Annotated in this window: 13 protein-coding genes; 3 read left to right on the top strand and 10 right to left on the bottom strand. The window is 61.1% G+C overall.

Annotated elements, in window-relative coordinates; genetic code table 11:
- Positions 1–8: 8 nt before the first annotated feature.
- From B3797_RS14900 to osmF, 4 genes are read right to left on the bottom strand one after another with little or no spacing between them, the layout of a single operon-like run.
- Positions 9–740 (bottom strand): ABC transporter permease, encoded by a 732-nt coding sequence (locus B3797_RS14900; protein ID WP_311791507.1) that lies wholly within the window; start codon positions 738–740, stop codon positions 9–11.
- Positions 740–1,675 carry an ABC transporter ATP-binding protein gene (locus tag B3797_RS14895; RefSeq protein WP_311791481.1) on the bottom strand — a complete coding sequence of 312 codons (936 nt, stop codon included), beginning with the start codon at positions 1,673–1,675 and terminating at the stop codon, positions 740–742. The genes B3797_RS14900 and B3797_RS14895 overlap by 1 nt, the downstream gene beginning before the upstream one ends.
- Positions 1,662–2,843, bottom strand: coding sequence for an ABC transporter permease (locus B3797_RS14890; RefSeq protein ID WP_311791480.1), 1,182 nt, complete (start codon positions 2,841–2,843; stop codon positions 1,662–1,664). Before B3797_RS14890 ends, B3797_RS14895 begins: the two co-directional genes overlap by 14 nt.
- 3 nt (positions 2,844–2,846) lie before the next feature.
- On the bottom strand, positions 2,847–3,761 hold the full coding sequence (osmF, locus tag B3797_RS14885; RefSeq protein WP_311791479.1) for a glycine betaine ABC transporter substrate-binding protein OsmF: 915 nt from the start codon (positions 3,759–3,761) through the stop codon (positions 2,847–2,849).
- A 208-nt stretch (positions 3,762–3,969) separates the two neighbouring features.
- Between osmF and B3797_RS14880 the strand changes: the two genes are divergently transcribed.
- Positions 3,970–5,445, top strand: a complete 1,476-nt coding sequence (locus B3797_RS14880; RefSeq protein ID WP_311791478.1) for an MFS transporter — start codon at positions 3,970–3,972, stop codon at positions 5,443–5,445.
- A gap of 88 nt (positions 5,446–5,533) precedes the next feature.
- Here the strand turns inward: B3797_RS14880 and idi are convergent, their stop codons facing one another.
- The 3 genes from idi to B3797_RS14865 all read right to left on the bottom strand — a co-directional run bounded on the left by idi (position 5,534) and on the right by B3797_RS14865 (position 9,357).
- Positions 5,534–6,067, bottom strand: a complete 534-nt coding sequence (gene idi, locus B3797_RS14875; RefSeq protein WP_120451616.1) for an isopentenyl-diphosphate Delta-isomerase — start codon at positions 6,065–6,067, stop codon at positions 5,534–5,536.
- A 120-nt stretch (positions 6,068–6,187) separates the two neighbouring features.
- Positions 6,188–8,083: a methyl-accepting chemotaxis protein gene (locus B3797_RS14870; RefSeq protein WP_126688582.1), complete on the bottom strand. Its 1,896-nt coding sequence runs from the start codon at positions 8,081–8,083 to the stop codon at positions 6,188–6,190.
- Between the two features lie 164 nt (positions 8,084–8,247).
- Positions 8,248–9,357 (bottom strand): suppressor of fused domain protein, encoded by a 1,110-nt coding sequence (locus B3797_RS14865; protein WP_311791477.1) that lies wholly within the window; start codon positions 9,355–9,357, stop codon positions 8,248–8,250.
- 262 nt (positions 9,358–9,619) lie between these two features.
- Between B3797_RS14865 and B3797_RS14860 the strand changes: the two genes are divergently transcribed.
- Positions 9,620–9,913 carry a hypothetical protein gene (locus B3797_RS14860; protein ID WP_311791476.1) on the top strand — a complete coding sequence of 98 codons (294 nt, stop codon included), beginning with the start codon at positions 9,620–9,622 and terminating at the stop codon, positions 9,911–9,913.
- Between the two features lie 85 nt (positions 9,914–9,998).
- Here B3797_RS14860 and B3797_RS14855 read toward each other — a convergent pair whose 3' ends face one another.
- Both B3797_RS14855 and bglX read right to left on the bottom strand, forming a co-directional pair.
- Positions 9,999–10,871: an oxygenase MpaB family protein gene (locus tag B3797_RS14855; protein WP_311791475.1), complete on the bottom strand. Its 873-nt coding sequence runs from the start codon at positions 10,869–10,871 to the stop codon at positions 9,999–10,001.
- A gap of 72 nt (positions 10,872–10,943) precedes the next feature.
- Entirely contained in the window at positions 10,944–13,241 is a 2,298-nt protein-coding gene (bglX, locus tag B3797_RS14850; protein WP_311791474.1) for a beta-glucosidase BglX, read from the bottom strand.
- A 156-nt stretch (positions 13,242–13,397) separates the two neighbouring features.
- On the opposite strand from bglX, the gene dld reads away from it, so the two are divergent.
- Positions 13,398–15,110, top strand: coding sequence for a D-lactate dehydrogenase (gene dld, locus B3797_RS14845; protein WP_311791473.1), 1,713 nt, complete (start codon positions 13,398–13,400; stop codon positions 15,108–15,110).
- Between the two features lie 163 nt (positions 15,111–15,273).
- Here dld and B3797_RS14840 read toward each other — a convergent pair whose 3' ends face one another.
- On the bottom strand, positions 15,274–17,712 hold the full coding sequence (locus tag B3797_RS14840) for a DUF3772 domain-containing protein (RefSeq protein ID WP_311781933.1): 2,439 nt from the start codon (positions 17,710–17,712) through the stop codon (positions 15,274–15,276).
- Between the last annotated feature and the right edge of the window lie 44 nt (positions 17,713–17,756).

Genomic DNA, 17,756 nt, shown 5'->3' with positions numbered 1-17,756 from the left:
CTACACCCTTATTCTCCACTCACGCTAAGTCGGCGCTGCAGGCGCTCAAACAGGCGATCGCTGACAATGGCCAGCAGCGCTACCAGCAGCGCCCCCTGAATAACATAGGCGGTGTTGAAGCCGCTCAGGCCGATAATCACTGGCGAGCCGAGGCTTTCCGCGCCCACCGTCGATGCGATAGCCGCAGTGCCGATATTGACGATCACTGAGGTGCGTACGCCAGCCAGAATCACCGGCGCAGCCAGCGCCAGCTCTACCTGCCACAAACGCTGCCATGCGCTCATGCCGACCCCATCGGCGATCTCCCTGCTGCTGGCGGGCACGCTATCCAGCCCGGCCAGCGTCCCCTGTAAAATCGGCAACAGACCATAGAGCAGCAGCGCCACGACCGCTGGCCAGGCGCCGAACCCCATGACCGGCACCGCAATCGCCAGCACCGCCACCGGCGGAACGGTTTGCCCGGCCGCCACGATGGTTTCCACCAGCGGACGAAAGCGGCGTCCCGCGCGGCGCGTGACCAGCACGCCACCGCCTGCGCCGATCAACAACGCCAGCACGCTGGCGGTAATCACCAGAAAGAGATGCGCCAGCGCCAGCTGTAAAAAGCTCTCCTGCTGATAGAGCGGGCGCGCCTGCTCGGGAAACCACCAGGCAAAAAGCGGCCCGCTGTAGGGCAAGCCGACCAGCAGAGCGATAAACAGCATAATCAGCCACAACAGCGGATCCTTCAGCCAGCGCATCATGAACCCTCACGCAGGGTCAGCAGATCGCTGAAGTAGAGCACACCCAGCGGCTGCTGGCGCTCATCCACCACCGGCAGCTTATCGGCGCGCCGGGCGATAAACTGCGACAACGCTTCGCGCAGCGACTGGGCGGCGCCCAGCGGCTCGCCCTCCAGCCACTCGCCGCGCCGCGCCGCGTTGCCCACCTGCCCCAGCGACAGCAGCCGCACGCCCAGTTCGCTTCTGCCGAAGAAGTCCTGCACAAAGTCGTTTTTCGGCTGCGTCAGCAGCGCGGCGGGCTTGCCCTGTTGAACGATCTCGCCGTTATCCATCAACACAATGTTATCCGCCAGCGTCAGCGCCTCGTCGATATCGTGCGTTACCAGCACGATAGTGCGGCCCGACAGGCGGTGAATGCGCAGCATCTCCTGCTGCAGCGCGCCGCGCGTAACCGGATCGAGCGCGCCGAAGGGCTCATCCATCAGCAAGACTTCGGGATCGGCCGCCAGCGCACGCGCGACGCCGACGCGCTGCTGCTGTCCGCCTGAAAGCTGATGCGGCAGACGGCGCGCCAGATGCCCATCCAGGCTGAGCAGCGTCAGCAACTCCTCAACCCGGGCGCGAATGCGGGCCTTGGGCCAGCCGAGCAGCGCAGGTACGGTGGCGATATTCTTTTCTACCGTCCAGTGAGGAAACAGGCCGATCGACTGAATGGCGTAGCCCATGCGCCGACGTAAATCGCGCGCGTCGAGCTGGCGAATCGACTCGCCCGCGAAGCGTATTTCACCCTCGTCATACTCCACCAGCCGGTTGATCATCTTCAGCGTGGTTGATTTGCCGGAACCGGATGTGCCGAGCAGCACGCTGAACTCACCCTCACCAATCTGTAGCGTCAGGTCTTTGACCGCCGCTTTGTCGCCAAAGTACTTACTGACGCCGTTAAAGTGAATCATGGGTTCTCTCCAGCAGGGAAATCAGCAGGCGGAACAGCGCATCGATCGCCACCGCCAGCGCAATCACCGGGATCACGCCGAGCAGCACCAGATCGAGCGCGCTGCTGAGCAATCCCTGAAAAATAATGGCGCCGAAGCCGCCTGCGCCGATCAGCGCGGCGATGACCGCCATGCCCAGCGTCTGCACCACCACCACGCGCAGTCCGGCGAGCCACACCGGCAGCGCCAGCGGCACGTCAACGGCAAAAAAGCGCTGCAGCTGACCCATGCCCATGCCGCGCGCGCTTTCGCGCACGTCGCGCGGTACCTGCTGCAGTCCGGCCACTACGCTGCGCACCAGCGGCAGCAGCGCATAGAGCGTGAGCGCGATCAGCGCCGGGGCCATGCCGATGCCGCTGATGCCCCACCCCTTAAGCCAGGGAAAGGATTTCGCCAGCCCGGCCAGCGGCGCGATCAGCAGGCCGAAGAGCGCCACAGACGGTACGGTCTGGATAACGTTCAGCACGCTAAAGACGCCGCTCTGCCACCCCGGACGCCGGTAGAGCAGGACGCCGAGCGGCAGACCGATCAGCAGCGCGGGCAGCAGCGTGCCGCAGAGCAGCGTCAGGTGCCGCGCCAGCGCCGCGTCAAACACCGCCTGCCGGTTGGCGTACTCCTTCAGCAGCGACAGCGCGTTCAGCTCGCCGCTGAACAGCATCAGCAGCGGCAGCAGCCAGATCTGCAGATTGAGCAGCAGCCGCCAGAGGTTATTGCGCGTCAGATTGCGCGCCAGTTCCGCGCCCAGCAGCAGCGTGACGCCGCACGCCAGCCACAAGCCGCTGCCGAAGCTGGTTCTCGCCAGGGCGCTGCCCTGCGCCGCCAGTCGCGCCGCTTCATGTCCGCTCAGCCAGACCATGCCGGTCAGCAGCGCGTCGCAGGCGAGCAGCATCAGCGCAAGCGGCGCGTGCGTCGGACGCGCCCACAGCAGCAGCCAGAGCGCCGCCAGCGGCAGCGCCAGCCATCCGGCGTCGCTCACCTGGCCCAGCATCAGCGGCTGGCCGGAGACCAGCCGGTTCGGTGCGTAGCTGAGAAACGGCAGCCAGTAGAGCGCCAGGCTTAACAACAGCAGCAGCAGCAGCGCCACCGGCTGGCGGCGCGCTGGCAGCATCGCTTCCCGCGATAGCGCCATGGCTTACAGCAGCTTCTGCTGCTGCAGCCACGCTTTCGCCACGCTGCTGGCATCCTGGCCCTCTACCGCGATCTTCGCGTTAAGCTGCTGCAGCGTTTTCTCATCCAGCTTGCTGAAGACCGGTTTCAGCCAGCTATCGATATCGGGATAGGCTTTCAGCACAGAGGCGCGGATTACCGGCGTTGGCGCATAGATAGGCTGTACGCCTTTGGGATCGCTCAGGGTTTGCAGGCCCAGCGCCGCGACCGGGCCATCGGTGCCGTAAGCCATCGCCGCGTTGACGCCGGAGGTCTGTTGCGCCGCTGCCTTGATGGTCACGGCCGTATCGCCGCCCGCCAGCGAGAGCAGCTGGCTCTGCGTCAGCTTAAAGTCATAGGCTTTTTCAAAGGCCGGCAGGGCGTCGCCGCGCTCGATAAATTCCGCCGAGGCCGCCAGTTTGAACGTGCCGCCTTTTTTCAGGTAGCGGCTGAGATCCTCAAGAGAAGTGAGCTTGTTCTGCTGCGCGACATCCTGGCGCACCGCGATAGTCCAGGTATTATTCGCCGGCGCAGGGGTCAGCCACACCAGCTGATTTTTTTCAGCGTCGAGCTTTTTCACCTTCTCGTAGCCCTGACGTGCGTTTTTCCAGACTGGGTCTTTTTCGTCATTGAAAAAGAAGGCGCCGTTGCCGGTATATTCAGGGTAGATATCCAGTTCGCCCGCGGTAATCGCGCCGCGTACCACCTGCGTGGTGCCGAGCTGGATTTTGTTTACCGTCTTGACGCCGTGTTTCTCCAGCACCTGCAAAATCACATTGCCCAGCAGCGAACCTTCGGTATCGATTTTCGAACCTACGCGTACGGGGTCGGCGGCCTGCGCCGCGCCTGTCGCCAGCAGCAGCGCCGCTGCCGTCAATGCCAGAAAACCAGACCTTGCCATAAGGTGTTCCTTTAATTCGGTTATATGTGAGGTGCTTATAGAGGATAGTCGTTTCGTCATGCATCGCGTAACACATTGCCTGAAGCGTGAACGGTTACGCCTCAACTTTTTCATATCGTTATCGGTTCGGTTATAACGCAAAGTAATTTACGTCCAGACGTCTGGACGGTAAGCTGTCCGTTCACTCACAATAACCACAGACAACATCATGACCGATCTCACTTCATCTTCCGCCCATGTGGCGTTAACAGGGAACCGGCCCGACGGTGAAACGCAGTGGATCCGCAGCGCGGCTGACGTTTCTCGCCTGATCAACAGCGGCGACGGCGCGCGCAATAATGCGCGCATCGTGGTGGCGATCGCGCTGGGCGGCGTATTTCTCGACGCTTACGATCTCGGCGCGCTGGCGTTTGGCATTAAGGATGTGGCGCGCGAGTTTAGCCTGACCCCGACCGGCACCGGCATGGTCGCCTCCGCCATTACCTTTGGCGCCATTGTCGGCGCGTTAATCGGCGGCTATCTCACCGATAAAATCGGCCGCTATCGCGTATTTATGGCGGATATGTTCTTTTTCGTGGTGGCGGCGCTCGCCTGCGCCTTCGCGCCCAATGAGTATGTGCTGGGCGGCGCGCGCTTCGTAATGGGGCTGGGCGTTGGTATCGATCTGCCGGTGGCGATGGCGTTCCTCGCCGAGTTTTCCCGCCTGCGCGGCCAGGGCAATAAGGCCGCCAGCGTGGCGATGTGGTGCCCCACCTGGTATGCGGCGATCAGTATCTCTTATCTGCTGGTGCTGCTGCTCTATGGGGTGCTGCCGGAGAGCCACACCGGCTGGCTGTGGCGCTTAATCCTCGGGTTCGGCGCGGTGCCTGCGTTGATCATTATCGCTATCCGCAGCCGCTATATGAGCGAGTCGCCGGTCTGGGCGGCGAATCAGGGCGACCTGAAAGGCGCGGCCGCGATTCTGCGCAGCGGCTGGAACATCAATGCGCAGGTGGCCGAGGATGCGGCGGCAACGCCGACCCAGCCTGCGCGCCGCGCCAGCTGGCGCAACTACGGCGCGCTGCTGCGGGGCGTTTATCTGCGCCGCACGCTGCTGGCGACCATTACCTCGGTCGCCTCTTCCTTCGCCTATAACGCGGTGGCATTTGGCCTGCCGGTAATCATCACCAGCTTTTTCGCCCAGTCGATGCTCACCACCATTCTGGTGTCGCTGGCGCTCAATCTGCTGTTCGCTTTTGTCGGCGGCGTGCTGGCGGTGCGGCTGGTGCCGCGTCTTGGCGCATGGAAGATGTCGGTGGCGGGTTACGCCTGCCAGTGCGTGGCGCTGCTGGGGCTGGCGCTAACTGGACGTCCCGAAGGCGGTCTGGAAGCGGGCATCGCTATTGCGATGCTGGCGCTGTTCCTGTTTGGCCAGGGTTTCGGCCCCGGCTCGCATACCATGACCTTCGCCTCGCTCAGCTATCCCACTTCGCTGCGCGGCGTCGGCGTTGGTTTTAATCAGACGCTGATGCGCGGCAGCTCTACCCTCTCGCTGTTTCTGTTTCCGGTGCTGGTCGCCGCGCTCGGTACCGGCGTCTTCTGGGTGATTTTCCTTGCGCCGCTGGCCGGTCTGCTCGCGCTGCTGGCGATCCGCTGGGAGCCGTCGGGCTATGATGTAGACGCGGAAGATTTTGCTGAGCGTTAAAAAGCGCGTCCCGCCTCTTCCGCGGCGGGATTCGGTTCCTTTTCTGCTTACCGGCTCAGGACAGCCTGGAAAAGGTCTGAGCCGCTATTCAGGCTGGCATACTCATCGCATTCAGGTAGGCGGGAATACGGGGAAAGGTGTAGAGAAACCAGGGCGTGAACTGCTGCGGCTCCTCCAGCATTGCGCGCTGGATCTCGCTGACGGAGCGATAGCACCAGTCGTCCGCCTCCTGCGGATTGGGCGTGGGTTTGTCATCGCTGACGGCGAAGTAGACATGCCCATACTCATGCTCGATCAGGCCGTTGCTGAGCGGCAGATTGTAGCTCAGCTCAAACACAGGGGTCAGCGACAGTTCCAGCCCCATCTCTTCAAATAAACGGCGTTCCGCCGCCTGCTGGGTTGGCTCCGCCGGACAGGGATGGCCGCAGGTGGTATTGCTCCACAGTCCGCCGCAGTGGTATTTGCCGCTGGCGCGGCGCTGTAACAGCAGCTCGCCGGAGGAGTTAAATACGTAGACCGTCACTGCGCGATGCAGTAACCCCTTCTCATGCACTTCCAGCTTTTCCATTTTACCGGTGGGACGATCGAGATGATCGACGAGAATAACTTCGATAGCAGACATGAGGATTCCTTAAGATAACTCCTGGTTATTCTGGCACATCCTTGCTGTTTCATGCCGCGTGAATTCGTGCGGTTCCCCGCAAAAAAAGAGGGCCCGCCTGCGCGAGCCCCTGAGTAGAGGTTACAGACGGAAGCTTTGCACCACCTGCTCCAGCTGGACGCTCTGCTCCTCCATCGCCTGGGCAGCGGCGGAAACCTGCTCCACCAGCGCGGCGTTCTGCTGCGTGGTGCCGTCGAGCTGGGTGATCGCCACGTTGACCTGTTCAATGCCCATACTCTGCTCGCGGCTGGCGGACATGATTTCGCTCATCAGCGTCGTTACGCTGCTGACGCCCTGCATCAGCTCGTCCATGGTTTCACCCGCCTGCTCGACCAGCTGGCTGCCCGCGTCGATATTAGCCACTGATTCCTCAATCAGCTTTTTAATTTCGCGCGCCGAGTTGGCTGAACGCTGCGCCAGATTGCGTACCTCCGAGGCGACCACCGCAAAGCCGCGACCCTGCTCGCCTGCTCGCGCCGCTTCCACCGCGGCGTTCAGCGCCAGGATATTGGTCTGGAAAGCGATGCTGTCGATAACGCTGATAATATCCACGACTTTGCGCGAGGAGTGATGGATCTCGCCCATGGTGCTCACCACCTGACGCACCACTTCCGTTCCGCGCGCCGCCACCTGCGACGCATTGCCCGCCAGCTGGTTAGCATGAGTCGCGTTGTCGGCGTTCTGGCGCACCGTACCGGTCAGCTGCTCCATAGAGGCGGCAGTCTCGACGATAGAGCTGGCCTGGTCTTCGGTGCGTGACGAGAGGTTGGCGTTGCCGCTGGCGATCTCGCGCGAAGCGGCGGTAATCGCCAGCGCGCTGTCGCCGACCTGGCGCATCAGCCCCTGCAGATAGCTGATAAAGTTGTTAAAGCTCTGCGCCACGGCGTTGAATTCCGGGCTGTTGCTGGTCGGCAAGCGCTGGGTCAGATCGGCCCCGCCCTGCGCCAGCGCGTCAATGTTGCGATGCAGTACGTTGAGGCGCTGCATCATCGAACGGATAAAGCCCAGCAGTACCAGCAGCAGTATGACCGCCAGCGGGATCTGCACCAGGCCGAGACGCGTCAGCATACTGTGCGCCTGCGCGGTCAGCAGGCTGGTCGGCACATCGCTGGCCAGATACCACGGGCTGCCCGCAATAGACTGCAGGAACAGCGTATGTTCGCCATCCTCGCCATCAAAGGTGGTTTCAGTCGGCTGCGTGCCGGCGCTGCTCAGCAGGCCTTTCAGCGGCGCTGCCATCGGCAGTTGCAGATCGCTCAGGTTCTCCAGCTTCGGCGTACCGTCCACCAGCGCGGCGTTGCCCACGACTTTGCCGTCAGCCTCAACAATCAGCACGCGTCCCTGAATGGCGTCACCCATCTCTTTTGCCAGGTGGTTGAAAAAGCCGAGGGTGACGTCAATGGTGGCGACGCCCCAGACGGTGCCGTCACGATAGATCGCCATGGCGCAGTTGGTGCGCGGCTGCGGGCTGGCGGCGTCCTGGTAGGCTTTCGCCCAGGCGCACTGCCCTTTAGGCGCGGCCATGCCATCTTTGTACCAAGGCTGTTCCCAGTATTTGTCGGCGGCGTCAGAGTTCCAGTAGGTATTAACCTGAAGCTGATTGCTGGCGTTGCGCGCAAAGAAGCTGCTGTCTTTCTCTTTTGCCGGATCGCGACGATTAGGCAGCGGCCAGATACCGCCGCCGAAGACGTTGCTGTCCTGATACTGGTTCACCAGCGCAGGCAGCAGCTGATCAATGGCGGCGCTCTCCATCACACCTGCGCCCTCGGTAATCGCGCGCTGCTGCGCCTGCACGCGGTTCATCTGCTCCACAATACCGGTCGCCAGCGCGTCGACCTGATCGCGCACCAGCTGGCTCTGGTTAGCCGTTAACTGCGGCGCGATAAACTGTTTGATCACCACAACCGTAATAAGCATCAGAACGAGAAAAAAAAGGACAAGAACCGCAGTGAAGCGGGATTGTGTTGTTTTTAGCATCTGCTTTCCCCTGGCAGAAACGGCGCGATTGCCTGATCAGGGTTAACGGCGCGGGGAGGAGTAACTTGAGGCGCGCTAGATCACAATTTTAACAACTCATTGACAGAGCCGATGATTTAGTGAGAAACGGGTATGCGGCGCGCTGCGCTAACAGCGCGTCGTCATCAGATTTCGCTGTCCACCACCTGCTGGCGCGGGCGGAAAATATGATTATTGCCCGCCGCCATCAGCAGTTCCGTTAGCTGCTGGCCGCCCAGCTCATTTGCCTGCGCGAACTGGCGCTCCGCTTCGGTGATCGGCGTCGCCCACAACAGGTTAGGCCGATCGCCGTCGCGCCTGGAGAGCGTAAACTGCGCGGCCTCATCCGCCAGCGCGTTGGTCAACAGGAAGCTGTCAAAGCCGACCGGCGCCACTTCCGACGCCAGCGTATGGCCCTCGCCCAGCCAGGTCAGACGCGCCCAGGGAAGATGAGCGAACTCAGCCAGCGCGCTCGCCATCTGCACCGCGTTGCCCTCGGTCATCACCTCGCCATCCACCGCCATCGCCAGCTCGATACGGCGATATTGCGGTGCCAGCTCGTCGAACAGGTAATCGACCTGCGGCATCGGACGGATGCTCATGCCGAGCGTGAGGAAATACCATGTGCCGCGGTGCCAGTGCTGGGAGATCGCCATCGGCGGCCAGCTGCCCTGATCGATCGCGTAATATTTTACCGACTCGCCGAACTGCGCCTGGTAGCTCTGCAGCAGCGCCTGCTGCACCCGCTCCCACTCGTTGCCGTCGTGCCAGTCGCGCCAGAACTGGCGCTGGTGTTCCGCGCGCGCGTAGTAGTCGTTGGTGGAAGCAGAACCGAGCGGCGCGGTAAGCCGGTTCTTTTTGATACAGCCGGAGGAGAAGCTGACCTGCTTCTCCTGGTAGAGGCTCCAGCCAGGAATAACCGCCAGCAGCTGACCGTAATACCACAGCGCCGCGCCGTCGTCGCTCGGCTCCCATAGCACCTGCAGGCCCGCGGGATCGAGCGGCGGCTCCGCCTCCAGGGTGCGACAAAACTCGGCGCTGAGCAGCGGCGGGATGCCCTGCTCCATCGCAGCGCGATCCTCCTGCGCTGGCGCAGGCAGCAGATTGCGCAGCCAGCAGCCGCGCACCGCGTACTGGCTGCGAAACAGATCCGTCGGCCAGATGTAGAAGTAAGCGGTGCGCGCATCCTGCTCGACAATCGCCGTCAGAGTATGTTGCTGATTGTGGACCTCAGCAATCAGAGGTTGGTAAGTCATAGCGCCTCGACAAAGCTTAGGGATCCATTTCCCCGAGATTAGAGCAGGATCCGGACTGCCGCCATGTGAGACAAGGGTAAAACTCTCAAAGTCAGCGCAACGCGATTGTGCAAGGGTAAGCAAAAGTAAAGCGAGCCACGCGGGTCAATGCGGAAAGGCTCAGCGATGCTTAAGCATTGCTCGCCTGCCAGGTGAAAATCTATTCGCGTTTCTGAGGCGCAGCCGCATGTTATGGTCAGGCTTCCCTTTTTTTCGGAGGCGCATGATGCAGCCCGTTCCCGATTTCGCCTGGCGCGAGTTAGCGGTTCTCGCGCTTTTTCTCTGGCTTCTTTATCGCTACACCTGGCTGACGCTGGCGACGACGCTGATTGTGGCGGGCCTGACGGCGCTGGTGCTGCTGCCTGTCGATATTTACTTCAGTCTGCCGTCGCTGGGGGCGATCGGCGCCGGGATCGGCCTGCTGGCGCACTACTTTCAGCAGCGTCGGGCAGCGCGGCAGCGTCTGATGAGCAGGCCGCGCGGCTACACCCGACCGCATGATGAATTTAATACTTAACCTTTTGTTACCTTTACTGGCGCGAGGCAGTTAAGCGGCTCCGCTGCGACAGCCAGGCTATCGCTAATGAAACGTTAAGAAGCCGTTAAGGCTGCCGTCCCATACGCAGCATCGCGCGATGGTAGGCGCCGCGCGTGATTGACCAGCGCAGCGTTTTCGCCAGCAGCCGCATTTCGGCGTCGAGCAGCGCGCGCGACAGCGGGCTAAAGCGATAGCCCGACATCTGCTGCGCCCAGCCGGGCAGCAGCGCCATGCCCGTTTGCAACATGACTTTCATTGCCGGTTTTGCCTGCCAGCCCGGCGCGGGCGCCTCGCGCAGCAGTCGGGTTACCTCTGCGGTGCGCTCGTCGTAGCGCAGTTCGCCGCGCATGCGTTGCAGATAGCTGTTCACCGCCTCAACGCTTTTCGGCACTGCTGTTGCGCCCAGCGCTTCGGCGATCTGCGCCGCTTCCCGGTAATAGCGATCCTGCTCCGCCAGGCTGAGCTGCGGATTTTTAAAGCGCAGATGAGCGGCGAGAAAGGCGCTGGTTTCAGCGACGTGCACCCAGGTAAGCAGATGCGGATCGCTGGCGGCATAGGGCTGTCCGTAATTATCGACGCCGCTGACGCGCAGATGAATATTTTTGACCCGCTCAATCAGCAGGTTCGCGTCATGGCGATTGCCGAAGGTGGTGACGGCGATAAACTGGCTGGTGCGGCGCAGACGGCCGAGCATATCCTGGCGAAAGTTAGAGTGATCCCAGACGCCCGCCAGCGCGGAAGGATGCAGCATCTGCAGCAGCAAAGCGCTGATGCCGCCGCACAGCATAGAGGGAAAGTCGCCGTGTACGCGCCAGATAACGCTGTCCGGGCCAAACAGGCCAGGATCGCCGGGCGGCTGTGAAATATCGAACTCATTAAGCGCCAGGCCGTTAACGCGGAAAACCTGGTTCTGGATACGGTTGCGGATGCTGTTCATAAGGGTGTGGCCAGTTCAGGCGCGCTTTCCCTTCTTCCGGCGGCAAAGCCGGAAGAAGGGTATCGCGCATGATTACAGATAGTCGAACTGCGCGTTCTGGGTACGTACAGAGTCAAGCCCGATCATCACCCGGAACTTGCCGGGTTCCGCCACCTGCTGCATCTGCTGGTTCCAGAACTTCAGCGCATCCACATCGATCTTAAAGCTCACCGTCTGCGATTCGCCCGCTTTCAGCATAATTCGCTTAAAGCCGCGCAGCTCGCGTACCGGACGACTGATGGAGGCGACCGGATCGTTCAGATACATCTGCACCACCGTCGCCCCGTCGCGGTCGCCGGTGTTGGTCACCGTGACGCTCGCCTCAACCGTGCCGTTGCGCGGCATCGTTGGCGCTGACATTTTCACCGGCGAGACGCTGAAGCGGGTGTAGCTCAGCCCATAGCCAAAAGGATAGAGCGGGCCGTTTACCGTATCATAGTAGTGCGAGGTGTATTTGTTCGGTTTGGCGAAGTTGTAAGGCCGTCCGGTCGGCAGATGGTTGTAGTACAGCGGGATCTGCCCTACCGAGCGCGGGAAAGTGATCGGCAGCTTGCCGGACGGGTTGTAGTCGCCGAACAGGACGTCAGCGATAGCGTTGCCCCCTTCCGTACCGCTAAACCAGGTTTCCACCAGCGCATCCGCCATACGATCTTCATTAACCAGCGTCAGCGGTCGGCCGTTCATCAGCACGATCACCAGCGGCTTGCCGGTGGCCTTCAGCGCCGCCAGCAGCTTCTGCTGGCTGGCCGGAATGGAGATCTCGCTGCGGCTGGAGGCCTCATGCGCCATGCCCTGCGCCTCGCCGACCGCCGCGACCACCACGTCCGCCTGCTTCGCTTTCTCTACTGCCTCATCAATCATCGCCTGCGGCGTGCGTGCGTCAACCGAGACCGCCTGCTCGTAGAGGTTGAGGAAGTTCTGCACGCCTTTGTTGTCGCTGATGTTGGCGCCTTTGGCATAGAGCAGCGTCGCTTTGCCCGCGGTCGCGTTGCGCATGCCCTGCAGCAGGCTAATCGACTGTTTCGCCACGCCCGCCGCCGACCAGCTGCCCATAATGTCGCGCTGGCTGTCCGCCAGCGGGCCAATCAGCGCGATGGTGCCGGCGCGCTTCAGCGGCAGCGTCTCCAGACGGTTTTTCAGCAGAACGATGCTTTTGCGCGCCACGTCGCGCGCGTCGGCGCGGTGCAGGCGGCTTTCCGCATTGGTATCCTGCGGATCGCTCTCTTTAGCGCCGAGATGGCTGTAGGGATCGTTGAACAGCCCCATATCATATTTCACATTGAGCACATGGCGCGCCGCATCGTCGATCTCCGCCATGCTGACCGCCCCGCTCTTCACCAGGCCCGGCAGATATTTGCTGTAGTACTCGTCGCTCATGCTCATGTCGATGCCCGACTTCAGGGCAACGCGAACCGCATCTTCGGGATCGCTCGCCACGCCATGCTTGAGCAGCTCTTTAATCGCGCCGTGGTCGCTGATGGTAATGCCTTTAAATTTCCATTCGTCGCGCAGCACCGTTTTCAGCAGCCAGCTGTCCGCCGTGGCGGGCACACCGTTAAGGGAGTTGAGCGCCACCATTACGCCGCCGCTGCCGGCATCCAGCGAGGCTTTATAAGGCGGCAGATAATCCTGGAACAGGCGCTGCGAGCTCATGTCGACGGTATTGTAGTCGCGGCCACCTTCGATGCCGCCATAGGCGGCGAAGTGTTTGACGCTGGTCATCACCGCATAGCGATCGGCGGGGCTTTTGCCCTGCATCGCCTTCACCATGGTGCTGCCCATCTGCGAGGAGAGCCAGGTATCTTCGCCGAAGCCTTCGGAGATACGGCCCCAGCGCGGTTCGCGGCTGACGTCCACCATCGGTGCCCAGGTCATGTTCAGGCCGTCGTCGGCGGCTTCATACGCGGAGACGCGCCCGACTTCGCTTACCGCATCCAGATCCCAGCTGGCGGCAAGCCCTAGCGGAATAGGAAAGATGGTGCGCTGACCGTGTACCACGTCATAGGCAAAAAAGAGCGGAATTTTCAGGCGGCTAAGCTGCATCACCTGATCCTGCATGGCGCGGATATCCTGGCGCGTCACGGTATTGAAAATCGCGCCGACCTGACCTTTCTGGATCATGTCGCGAATCGCCTCTTTCGGATTATCCGGCCCCACGCTGATTAGCCTGAGCTGGCCAATTTTTTCGTCCAGCGTCATTTTGGTCAGAAGCTGGTTAACAAAAGCGTCGCGCGCCTGGGCGTTCATGGGATGGGGTCCAGTCAGCTCTTCGGCCAGCGCGGGTTGCAGAGCGAGTGAGACAGCGAGACTAACAGAGTAAATCCATTTCATCAGGTTGGGTTCTCTTAAGTGACTGCGCAATATCGAATAAACAGGCGGCAGTGTGCCACAAGTTCAGGATAGCAGGTAGCCGTTAGCGTCACACTGCCGCCTGCTTTTCGCTGACGTGCTACAGTAAGGGCGCCATGTCATGACAAGGAGTTGCACATGATCCACTCAGCGTCTCATTCCGCTTTACTCACCGACCTGCGCCGCCACGTTGGCGCCTCTCATCTGCTGACCGACAAAGAGCAAACCGCACGCTACCGCAAAGGCTTTCGTTCCGGCGAGGGCGACGCGCTGGCCGTGGTGTTTCCCGGCACGCTGCTGGAGATGTGGCGCGTGCTGCAAACCCTGGTCAGCGCCGACGCCATTATTCTGATGCAGGCGGCCAATACGGGCCTGACGGAAGGCTCGACGCCCAACGGCAACGACTACGACCGGCCGGTGGTGATTATCAGCACGCGGCGTCTCGATAAGCTGCAGCTGATCGATGACGGCAGGCAGGTGCTGGCTTTCCCGGGCAGTACCCTTTATCAGCTGGAGAAAACGCTGAAGCCGCTTAATCGCGAGCCGCATTCGGTTATCGGCTCCTCCTGTATCGGCGCCTCGGTGCTGGGCGGCGTCTGCAATAACTCCGGCGGCTCGCTGATCAAACGCGGCCCGGCCTATAGCGAGATGGCGCTGTTTGCTCAGGTCGATGAGCAGGGCAAGCTGAAGCAGGTAAACCATCTCGGCATCACGCTCGGCACGTCGCCGGAAGAGATTCTGGGCAGGCTCGATGATGAGCGCTGGCGTCCGGAGGATGTGCAGCACGACGGGCGTCACGCCTCCGATCCCGACTATGCCGATCGCGTACGTCATGTGGACGCCGATACGCCAGCGCGCTTCAATGCCGATGCGAGCCGGTTGTTTGAGGCCTCCGGCTGCGCGGGCAAGCTGGCGGTATTCGCGGTGCGGCTGGACACTTTCCCCTGCGAGCCGCAGCAGCAGGTGTTCTATATCGGCACCAACGATCCGGCGGTGCTGAGCGATATCCGCCGTCATATTCTGGCCCACTTTACCCAGCTGCCGGTGGCAGCCGAATATATGCATCGCGATATGTATGACATCGCCGAAGTCTACGGCAAAGATACGTTTCTGATGATCGACAAGCTCGGCACTGACAAGATGCCGCTGTTCTTTACGCTGAAGGGCCGCATCGACGCCTGGCTGGCGAAGCTGAGCTTCGTTAAGCCACACTTTACCGACCGGGTACTGCAGCGCATCAGCGCCCTGTTCCCGGCGCACCTGCCGAAGCGCATGAAGCAGTACCGCGATAAATATGCGCATCATCTGCTGCTGAAGATGTCCGGCGCAGGCGTCGAGGAGGCGCGCGAGTATCTGAAAGATTATTTCCACGAAGGCGGCGGCGAATTTTTCGAGTGTGAAGGCAAAGAGGGCGCGCACGCCTTTTTACATCGTTTCGCCGCAGCAGGCGCCGCGGTGCGCTATCACGCGGTGCACGCCGACGAGGTAGAGGATATTCTGGCGCTCGATATTGCGCTGCGCCGCAACGACCGCGACTGGTTTGAAACCCTGCCGCCGGAGATTACCCAGTCGCTGATCCATCGCCTCTATTACGGCCACTTCTTCTGCCACGTTTTCCATCAGGATTACATTGTGAAAAAAGGGGTGGACGCGCATGCGCTGAAAGAGCAGATGCTGGCGATTTTAGAGGCGCGCGGCGCGGAGTATCCGGCGGAGCATAACGTCGGGCATCTCTATCAGGCGAAACCGCAGCTGGCGGCCTTTTATCGTCAGCTCGATCCCACCAATACCTTTAATCCGGGCATTGGCAAAACCAGCAAGCAGAAAGGCTGGGCGGTGAAGCAATTTTAAAATAAGGCGGCTATGGCAGGCGTACTCGCGCCGGTGGCATGGTCAGAACGCAAAGTTGTTTAAGAGAGTCTTGCTCGTTCATCTCGCGCTATCCCTGGCGCGAGTCGCTTTGATCTTTTGCCCATACTACCTGCGCTTTCGCAGGCTCAGTAACCTTAAACCATCAGGACAGCGGATCCGCTTCCTGCTCCGCCATCTGCTGGCGACGCTCAATAATCATGGTCTGCGGCGTCGACAGTACAATGCCCTCTTTACGCAGCCGCGTCAGGATATCGAACAGCAGATCGCTTTTCGCGCCCGCAATCTGGCGCTGGCTGGCGACGTTGCCGGTAACGCTCAGCACGATGCCCTGCGGCGTCAGATCCTTAAAGGAGACTGACGGCTCCGGCGTCTCAAGAATGCGTTCGTTCTCGTTATAGACCTCCAGCAGCAGCTCGCGTACCCGCACCGGATCGATATTGAGCGGGAAAGTGAGCATGATGGTCACTACGCCCTGCGCGTTGCCCATAGTGGCGTTACGCACGTTCTGCGAGATAAACTGCGAGTTCGGCACGATAACCGTCGACTTGTCGCCAAGCTGGATTTCGGTGGCGCGCACGTTGATGCGGCGGATATCGCCTTCGATACCGCTAATGGTCACCAGATCGCCCACCTTAACCGGGCGTTCGGTCAACAGGATCAGGCCGGAGATAAAGTTCTTCACAATCTCCTGTAAACCAAAACCGATACCGACCGACAGCGCGCTGACGATCCATGCCAGCTTGTTCCACTGCAGACCCATAATCGAAAGCGTCAGCAGGATCACCAGCACAAAGCCAATATTGCTGAACAGCGTCACCAGCGACACGCGCATGCCAGCGTCCATAGTGGTTTTCGGCAGGAAGTCGCTGTCGAGCCAGCGGCGCACCCGGCGCAGCACATAGATGCCCACTACCAGACAGATAATGGCGTTGACCATGTGCGCCGGCACGATGTTCAGCGACTCCAGCCCTTTACCGCCCCAGAACTCAATCGCTTTTTGTAGCAGCTCGATCGGCGTCGACGAGGCGAAGGTGCCGTTAAACAGCGCCAGCGCGACAAAGCCGACCAGCAGGGTTTTACCCAGCGCTGCCAGCAGCGTCGCCGCCTGCTGCAGATGGCGCTCGTCGATATTCAGCGACGTTTGCAGCCGCCTTCCCGTCAGGCTGTTAACGGAAAAGAGGTTTTCGCAGCCGTCGTTAATCAGATGGCTAAGGAAGTAGAAGGAGCCGAACAGAATACCGCACCACACCACCTCATAGCTCAGGAAGCGCGCCAGCGTCACGTAGCCGATAATCAGCGACAGCAGAATAGCAACCGCCGTCAGCGTCAGCGCCATCTGAATCAGCCCCACCAGCGTGGAGCGCACTTCTGGCAGATTGCCCTCGTGCACCATGCGGCGGCGCACGCGGTTGGTGCGCATGCTGATCGCCAGAGCGGTGCTGCCGATTAACAGCGCCGTCAGGCCGTTGGCGAAAATAGTGGTGTTCAGGCTGGTGCCGACGGTGTAGTTAAAGTTCTCTACCGTCTGGAAAATAAAGACCAGCACAGCGGTAATCGGCGGGAACGGCTTCAGCGCCAGCGCCACTTCGTTGGAGATGGGCGGCAGACGCCAGCTTGGCCGACGCGTGGAGAGAAAAGCGCGTCCCAGACCGGCAATAAGGCCGCAGGAGACGCTGAGTTTCACCAGGCTGACCACAAAATCCTGCACGTCGCCGGAGACTTCATCACGGCGCGCAAACGCCAGCGCGGTGAAGTTAAAGGTCAGCACCACCGCCGCCAGCGTGGTCAGCGCAATGGTCGCCGCGAGGAAGCTGCGGCGCAGCCGCCCTTCCGGCATTTTGTGAATGCTGATCCAGGCGAGAAACTCTTCACCGTAGCGACGTCCCAGCGTCATCACCAGCATCGCCGCCAGCAGCCAGGCGACGGTGCCAAAACGGTAGCCCGGCTCCCACGACAGCGCAGCGGAGTCTTTTAAATCCTGCAGGAAATCGTCGATCTTTTCGTTATCAAGATCCTGTTTCACAAACAGCGGCGCCCAGAAGCGCGGCCCGAAAATACTGCCGGAGTTAAGCGCCAGCTGGGTTTTCATCAGATCGCGGCGCAGGTTGGTGATCTGCGACGAGAGCATCAGCGCGCTGTTTTTAATGCCGTCCGCCTGCTTGATCTGATCGTCGAGCTTGCCCTTCTGGCTCTCCAGCGAGCTGCGTTTGCGGGTGACTTCCGGCGTCTCTTTTACGCCGCTGTCCGCTTTGGGCGCAGGGCCTAGCACCGCCAGCTGCGCGTCGAGCTGCTGACGCTGCGGCTGGAGCGCCTGAGCGAGCGTATCGGCGCTGCCCGACAGCTCCAGCGCCATCTCGTTGAGCTGCGTCAGCTGGTTTTCATTGGTCTGCCCCGACACCTGACCTTTGATCTTGTCGAGAACTTTCTGCATTTTCGGCAGTTCAACCGCCGCGTTCACTTTAGCCGCGACGTCGGTTTGTTGCGCGGCGTCGGCCGCATCGTCATCTGCCTGGCTCCGGGCGGGGAACAGGGCCACCGCCAGCAGCATTAACAGCGCGAAAAAGGAGCGTAACTTAAACATAAGAGTGGGGTTCCAGCACAAATTCAGGCGATCGACCATCGCGT

The organism is Pantoea sp. UBA5923 (genome assembly GCF_002431095.1).
GTDB lineage: Bacteria > Pseudomonadota > Gammaproteobacteria > Enterobacterales > Enterobacteriaceae > Pantoea > Pantoea piersonii.
This window is presented reverse-complemented; position numbering and strand designations above follow the sequence as displayed.